Source organism: Thermus oshimai DSM 12092 (assembly GCF_000373145.1).
GTDB lineage: Bacteria > Deinococcota > Deinococci > Deinococcales > Thermaceae > Thermus > Thermus oshimai.
The window spans coordinates 178,334-184,969 of sequence record NZ_KB890620.1; the positions used below are offsets into that span (position 1 = coordinate 178,334).

The 6,636-nt window shown below is 67.7% G+C and carries 6 protein-coding genes; 2 read left to right on the forward strand and 4 right to left on the reverse strand.

What is annotated here, in order from left to right:
- Position 1: 1 nt before the first annotated feature.
- The 4 genes from B043_RS0109320 to B043_RS0109335 form a co-directional block, all read right to left on the reverse strand.
- Complete coding sequence (locus tag B043_RS0109320; RefSeq protein ID WP_018461794.1) at positions 2 to 1,732, reverse strand: ATP-binding protein; 1,731 nt, start codon at positions 1,730 to 1,732, stop codon at positions 2 to 4.
- Complete coding sequence (locus tag B043_RS0109325; RefSeq protein ID WP_018461795.1) at positions 1,729 to 2,598, reverse strand: DNA double-strand break repair nuclease NurA; 870 nt, start codon at positions 2,596 to 2,598, stop codon at positions 1,729 to 1,731. Before B043_RS0109325 ends, B043_RS0109320 begins: the two co-directional genes overlap by 4 nt.
- A gap of 21 nt (positions 2,599 to 2,619) precedes the next feature.
- Positions 2,620 to 4,350 (reverse strand): NAD-dependent malic enzyme, encoded by a 1,731-nt coding sequence (locus B043_RS0109330; protein ID WP_018461796.1) that lies wholly within the window; start codon positions 4,348 to 4,350, stop codon positions 2,620 to 2,622.
- A gap of 76 nt (positions 4,351 to 4,426) precedes the next feature.
- A complete protein-coding gene (locus tag B043_RS0109335) occupies positions 4,427 to 4,753 on the reverse strand; it encodes a metal-sulfur cluster assembly factor (RefSeq protein ID WP_018461797.1) in 327 nt (108 codons plus the stop codon).
- A 179-nt stretch (positions 4,754 to 4,932) separates the two neighbouring features.
- On the opposite strand from B043_RS0109335, the gene B043_RS0109340 reads away from it, so the two are divergent.
- Positions 4,933 to 5,622, forward strand: a complete 690-nt coding sequence (locus B043_RS0109340) for a TerC family protein (protein ID WP_018461798.1) — start codon at positions 4,933 to 4,935, stop codon at positions 5,620 to 5,622.
- Positions 5,619 to 6,143 (forward strand): DedA family protein, encoded by a 525-nt coding sequence (locus tag B043_RS0109345; RefSeq protein WP_018461799.1) that lies wholly within the window; start codon positions 5,619 to 5,621, stop codon positions 6,141 to 6,143. The genes B043_RS0109340 and B043_RS0109345 overlap by 4 nt, the downstream gene beginning before the upstream one ends.
- Positions 6,144 to 6,636: the final 493 nt, after the last annotated feature.

Sequence of the window (6,636 nt, forward strand, 5' to 3'; positions counted from 1 at the left end):
CTCAGAAGAGCTCCCGCCTCAAGGCCTCCGCGGAGTTGTCCTCCAGGACCTCCTCCCGCTTGGTGGCCCAGGCGGGGAAGGGGAAGCGCAGGAAAAGGGGCACGGGGAGCTCGGGCTGGTGGAGGATCACCGCCCCCTGGGGCAGGATGAGGGCCCGCTGGCGGAAGGAGGTGGGGAGGTAGCGGTACTCGGGGCGCTCCGCCTCCGCCGCGTCCAGGCGGCCCACCACCCGGATGGCGGCGTTGGCCACCACCCGGCGCTCCACTTCGCTTGCGGTCTGCTGGGCCCCGATGAGGATGACCCCTAAGGAGCGGCCCCGCTCCGCGATGTCCAGGAGGACATCCTTGATGGGGCTCTCCTCGTCCCGGGGGGCGTACTTGTTGAGCTCGTCCAGGACGATGAAAATCCGCCCCCGGTAGGCCCCCCGCTCCTTTTTCTCAAAGACCTCCTTGAGGAGGGCCCCCACCACGAACATCTGGGCCTGGGGGTGGAGCTTGGCCAGGTCCACCACGTGCACCTGGGCCCCCTGGAGGGGGTCTGGGGGGTTGCCCTTGCGGTCCCCCCGGATGAGGTGGGCCACGTTCTCCACGCTGGAGCGCAGGCGGCGCACGAAGGCCTCGAGGGTGGCCCGGGCCTGGCGGCCGGTCCAGCGCCGGTCCCCCTCCCCTTCCCCCTCCTCGGGGCCCAGGAGCTTGTACTCCAGGTAGCGCACCAGATGGCCGAAGGTCTTAAGGCGCACCCGCCCCACCTCGTCAAAGGCGATGCCCTCCTCCAGGGCCAAAGCCCCGTCCTTCCAGTCCTCCACCTCCAGGTGGGGCCCCTTCTGCCCCTCGGCCAGGCGGCGGAGCCTTTCCGTCACCTGGAGGACCAAAAAGCCCAGGTTGGTCATGGCCCCCCGGTCAGCGAAGAGGAAGGGGAGGAGGCCCCTTTGGGCGAACTGCGCCAGGTCCCAGTGGTAGACCGAAACCCCCTCGAGGCGGGTGTCTATGTCGGGGAGGAAGCCCTCCTTCTTGGGCGGGGCCAGGAAGGCCACGCTTTTGAAGGGCTCTGGGGAAAGGCCCATCTTCTCATAAAGGGCCCGGTCCTCCCCCTTGAGGCGCAGGTTGGGCTTGTCCAGGAAGAAGAGGTCCTCCCCCTTCACGTTGAAGAGGAGCACCTTGGCCTGGTGGGCGTCCTCCGCCGCGGGGCTTTCCAGGAGGCTTTTTAGGAGGAAGGTGGCGTAGCTGGTCTTGGCCGCCACCCCGCTGATGCCGGAGATGTTCACGTGCCCGCCCTTCACCCCGTTTAGGAACTCCAGGTTCACGTAGGCTATGGCCCCGTTCTGGAGGAGGCCCACGGGGAGCTTGGTGCTCCCCCTTTGGTTCCTCATGGCGTCGTAGTAGAGGGCAAGCTCCAGCTCCCCTTCCTCCGCCAGGAAGACCTCCGATCCGGGGTCTGGGGGGAAGTACTCCTCGGGGAGGATGCGGGTCACGCTCACGTGGGCCACGTAGGCCAGGGAGTAGGGGATCTTCCCCTCCGCGGCCAGGAAGGTGTCCGTGTCAAAGCTCTGCCCCTCGTGGAGCTTGGCCACGTGGTCCACCGCCCCGAAAAAGCGCACCTCGCCCAAGGAGTGATGAAAGGCCCGCACCACCACCAGGTCGTCCAGCCTGAGCAGCGCCCCCTCCTCCACCCCCACCCAGAACTCCAACGGGGTGGCCTCCCGGCTTCCCAACACCACGCCCACGCGCTTCACGCTCCACCTCCCAAGAAGCGGGCAATCTGCCGCCCCACCACCTCCCGGCTCCCCATCCGCCGCCCAAGCTCCCGCTCCAGCCCCCCCGTGGGGAGGAGGTTCTGGGGGGCCCTTGGGTCCTTGGCGGGGTGGGAGGCCAGGGCGGGGAACAGGCTTAGGGAGAGCTCGGCCATCTCTTGGAAACCCTCCAAAGGGGCCTCCACCCGGAGGAGCCCGGCCCCTGGGGGGTAGGCCCCGGAAAGGGGCAGGCGCAGGTACCAGCTGGCCACCTCCCGCCCTCCCCGCCGGAGGAGGAAGGCCGGGGTCCTTTCCCCGGGCTTGAGCTCCCGGAGAAGCCCCTGCTCCTTCTCGGGAAGGTAGCGGGCCCAGTGGGCCTTGATGTAGCCCAGGCTCCGGGGCCTTGCCATGCGCAAGGGGCCGTCCACCACCACCACCCCCCCCTGAAGCCCCCGGGCCAGCTCGGCCTCGAGGCGGGCCCTCTCCTCCTGCAGGCCCTTAAGGAGGGCCTGGGGGTCGGCTGGGCCCTCCAGGGGCAGGGGCTCGTAGGAAAGCGCCCCGAGGCAAAAGGCCTCCTCCGCCCCCACCGCGTAGCGCCGGACCCAGACCTCCCCCAAGCGCATCCGCCCCTCCCGCCAGGCCACGGCCCCCACGGCCAGGCTTCCCAAGAGGACGAGCCTTTGCCCATCGGAAAGGAGGGCCTCCACCCGCTCCCGCCCGTCCACGAAGTGGAGGAGGGGCCAGGAGGCCGCCTTTTCCCCTATGGGGGCCCAGGGCTCCTCCAGGGGCCTGAAGGCGGCCTGCACCTCCCCCTCCAGGGGGGGGCTTTCCAGGGCGTAGGCCGGGTCCCAGGCCAGGACGCGCCACATCCTTCCCAGTTTACAGGGGCTTCAGATTCTGGGGGCCGGGCGGTAGGGCAGGTACCGGGGCTCCCAGAAGCGGCCCCGCACGAAGGCCAAAAGGCCCTCCAGGGAAAGCCCCTGGATCCGTTCCTCCTCCGCCACCCCTTCCTCCAGGGCCTTGGCCATCACCCGGGCAGCCACGTAGGGGGAGACCTCCCGGAGCCGGGCCACGGGGGGGTAGAGGAGGTCCGGGAAGTGGGCGGAGGTGTACTCGTAAAGGGCGTAGGCGGCCTCGAGGACCATCCCGTCCGTCACCTCCCGGGCCCGGGCGAGGACGGCCCCCAGGCCGAGCCCGGGGAAGACGAAGGCGTTGTTCCCCTGGCCGATGGGGATAACCCGCCCCTTATAGCCCACGGGGGGGAAGGGGCTTCCCGCGGCCACCAGGGCCTTTCCTTCCGTCCAGTAGATGAGGTCGTCGGGGAGGGCCTCGGAGGCCGAGGTGGGGTTGGAGAGGGGGAAGATGACGGGACGCTCCGTGTTTTCCAGCATGGCCCGCGCCACGGGCTCGGTGAAGCTCCCCCCCTGGCCGGAAAGGCCCAGGAGGACCGTGGCCCGGGCGTTCCTTATGGTCTCCAGGAGGTTGGGGTAAGGCCCCGAGAAGGCCCACCCCGCTATGCGCTCCGCCCTTTGGGCGAAGGGGCGCTTGTAGGCCTCCATGGCCCGGTCCTCCACGAGAAGCCCCTTGGAGTCCAGGACCAAAACCCTGGCCCTGGCCTCCTCCTCGGAAAGCCCTTCCCGCTTCATCCCCTCCAGGAGGGCCCAGGCCACCCCGATGCCCCCTGCCCCGGCCCCGTAGACCACCACGGTCTGGTCCCGAAGCCTCTCCCCCTTGAGCCGGCAGGCGGAGAGGACCCCCGCCAGGGCCACCGCCCCCGTGCCCTGGATGTCGTCGTTGAAGGAGGGCACCACCTTCCGGTAGCGCTCCAAGACGGCGAAGGCGGTCTCCTTGGCGAAGTCCTCCCACTGGATGAGGGCCTTGGGGTAGCGCCGCTTCACCGCCTCCACGAAGCGGTCCAGGAACTGGAAGTAGGCCTCCCCCCTAAGCCGCTTGTGCCGCACCCCCAGGTAGAGGGGGTCTTGGAGGAGGTCCTCCCGGTCGGTGCCCACGTCCAGCTCCACGGGGAGGGTCTTGTCCGGGCCCACGCCCCCTGCGGCGGTGTAGAGGGTGAGCTTGCCGATGCTGATGGCCATGCCCCCAAAGCCCTGGTCCCCGATGCCCAGGATGGCCGAGGAGTCCGTGGCCACGATGAGGCGCACCTCCTCCAGGGGAACGTTGGAAAGGGCCTCGTCCAGGTGGTCAATGTTCCGGGTGCTGGCGGTGAAGCCCCGGGGGTAGCGGTAGATGTGGGAGAACTCCCGCACCGCCTCCCCCACGGTGGGGGTGTAGAGGATGGGGAGCATCTCCTCCAGGTGGTCCACCAGGAGGGCGTAGAAGAGGACCTCGTTGCGGTCCTGGAGGTGGCGCAGGTAGATGTGCTTGTCCAAAGGGGTCTGGATGAGGCGGTAGCGGCGGTAGACCCGCTCCTTCTGCTCCTCCAGGGTGTTCACGTGGGGGGGAAGGAGGCCCTCCAGGCCCAGAAGTCGCCTTTCCTCCTCGGTGAAGGCCGTGCCCTTGTTGAGAAGGGGAAGCCTCAGGAGGAGAAAGCCCGTCACGTAGGGCTCCAGGTACCGCTCCCCTTTTTCGTCCCGCTTGACATCGTAATAGCGGCTGACCGGCATAGGCTTATTTTTACCCCATGGGGGTGGACAAACGCCCCAGGGGCCCAGGAAGGGGCGCCCTGGGGCGGCTTTGGGCCTAGACGTTGAAGCCGAACATGCGCATCATGCGCTTGCCCTCCTCCGTCATCTTGGCGGGGGTCCAGGGCGGGGTCCAGACGAACTCCACGTTCACCCCCTGCACCCCGGGCAGGCGCATGACGGCCATCTCCGCGTCGGCCTTCACCACGTCCTGGGCCGGGCAGCCGATGGCGGTGAGGGTCATGGTGACGTCCACCACCCCGTTCTCGTGCACCTCCACGTCGTAAACCAGGCCCAGGTCCACGATGTTCACCGGGATCTCCGGGTCGTAGACCACCTTGAGGGCCTCGAGGACCTGTTCCTTGGTGGGCAGTCCGCCTTCCATGCCCCCAGTATACCCGGAAAACCCCATGGGCTTTTCCCCCTTATAATGGAAGCGGTTGGGGAGTAGCCCCAAGCCGGTGCCCCGTCAGTACGGGCAAAGGCCCCGGGGGCCGGGAGGGCAGGAAGCCCTTGGGCAAGACCACCGCTAAAGGCGGTGGCCTTTTCTTTTGGAGGTGGCGCATGGAAGCTGGCGTGATTTCGGTCATCCTCACCCTCATCGTCCTGGAGGTCATCCTCTCCGCGGACAACGCCCTCATCCTGGGCGTGCTGGTGCAGAAGCTCCCGGCCCACATGCGGCGGAAGGCCCTCTTCTACGGCATCCTGGGGGCCTACATCCTCCGGGGCCTGGCCCTCCTTTTCGCCGCCTTGGTCATCAAGCTCTGGTGGGTGCAGGCCCTGGGGGCGGCCTACCTCCTCTTCATCGCCCTGAGGCACTTCCTGAAGCCGGAAGAGGGGCACGCCCCGCCGCCTCTGGAGGCCAGCGCCGCCCAGTTCTGGAAGGTGGTGGCCCAGGTGGAGCTCATGGACCTGGCCTTCGCGGTGGACTCCGTCCTGGTGGCCGTGGCCCTTTCGGACAAGCTTTGGGTCATCTTCACCGGGGTCTTCCTGGGCATCCTGGCCCTTAGGATGCTGGCCAGCTTCGTGGTCTCCCTCCTGGACCGCTTCCCCCGCTTTAAGCACCTGGCCTATGTGGTGGTGGGCCTGGCGGGGGTGAAGCTGGTCTTCGGCGCCTGGGACAAGATGGCCAAGGAGGTCCTGCACCGGCCCGAGCTGGCCGTGGGCCTGGACAAGGAGGCCTTCAGCCTCTTCATCCTGGCGGTCCTCCTCTTGGGGAGCCTCTGGGCCACCCGCAAGCCCGCCCCGGCATGAAGAGCCTCCTCTTCCTAGCCCCCCTTTCCCTCTTCCTGGAAACCGGCCTCCCCATCGGGCTCTTCGTGCCCGGGGGGGACACCCTCCTCCTGGCCCTGGGGGCCCTGGCGGCGGAGGGGCGGCTGGGGCTTTTCCCCCTCCTCCCCCTCCTCTTCCTGGGGAGCTTCCTGGGGCACCTCCTGGGCTACGCCGTGGGGCGGTACGGGGGGAGGTTCTTAAAGGCCCGGTTCCCCGCGGGGCTTTGGCGGAAGGGGGAGCGGCTTCTCCTCCGCTTCGGGCCCCTGGCGCTTCTCGTGGCCCCCTTCATCGGGGGGGTGCGGACCCTGGTGCCCTTCCTCCTGGGGGCTCTGGGCTTCCCCTTTGGGGCCTACCTCCTCCTTTCCGCCCTGGGAAGCCTCCTCTGGACCCAGGGCCTGGTCCTCCTGGCCTACCTCCTGGGCCAGCACCTGCCCCCCTGGGCCCTTTGGGGGGGGCTGGTCCTGCTCGTCCTCCTGGGGCTCCTCCTTAGCCGGAGGGGATAGGAGGGCCGAAGCGGAGGCCTCCTTTGCTAGGAAAAACTAAAGCTTTAGCTCCCAAAAGGCATCCGCACGAACGCTTTTTCCAAAAAACTTAAGACCGCCCTTTCCGATGGGCACCCAAAGGGTCTTGACCTACCAAGTCCAACGCTGATAGCATGTCCCCAAAGCCGGGGTTCCGGCGGGGGATCTTGACAACTCAACCTCGTCCAGCACGCGAGTATGCGCATTCGGATTTTCATCGCACCTTCCTCTGCGGCTTAAGCATGGGCCTAAACCTCGCAAAAAGCCCTCTATTCGCCTTATGTATATTCCAAGCTTCATCTTTCTCACAAACCCCCCTTCAGCACGCCCGTCCAGGACGGGGTTCTTTAGGGGGTAGAGTTGCACGAGATGCTTCCCCGTAAGGGGATTGCGACCTCATCCTCGTGCCATTCCACCTCCAGGAAGACCCCGTCGGGAGTTGCACGAGGTGCTTCCCCGTAAGGGGATTGCGACC

What these genes read in the sequence shown, in the direction of transcription:
- B043_RS0109335 (WP_018461797.1), bottom strand. Translation starts at nt 4,753, where the DNA reads ATGGAAGGCGGACTGCCCACCAAGGAACAGGTCCTCGAGGCCCTCAAG.
- B043_RS0109325 (WP_018461795.1), bottom strand. Translation starts at nt 2,598, where the DNA reads ATGTGGCGCGTCCTGGCCTGGGACCCGGCCTACGCCCTGGAAAGCCCC.
- B043_RS0109340 (WP_018461798.1), top strand. Translation starts at nt 4,933, where the DNA reads ATGGAAGCTGGCGTGATTTCGGTCATCCTCACCCTCATCGTCCTGGAG.
- B043_RS0109345 (WP_018461799.1), top strand. Translation starts at nt 5,619, where the DNA reads ATGAAGAGCCTCCTCTTCCTAGCCCCCCTTTCCCTCTTCCTGGAAACC.
- B043_RS0109330 (WP_018461796.1), bottom strand. Translation starts at nt 4,350, where the DNA reads ATGCCGGTCAGCCGCTATTACGATGTCAAGCGGGACGAAAAAGGGGAG.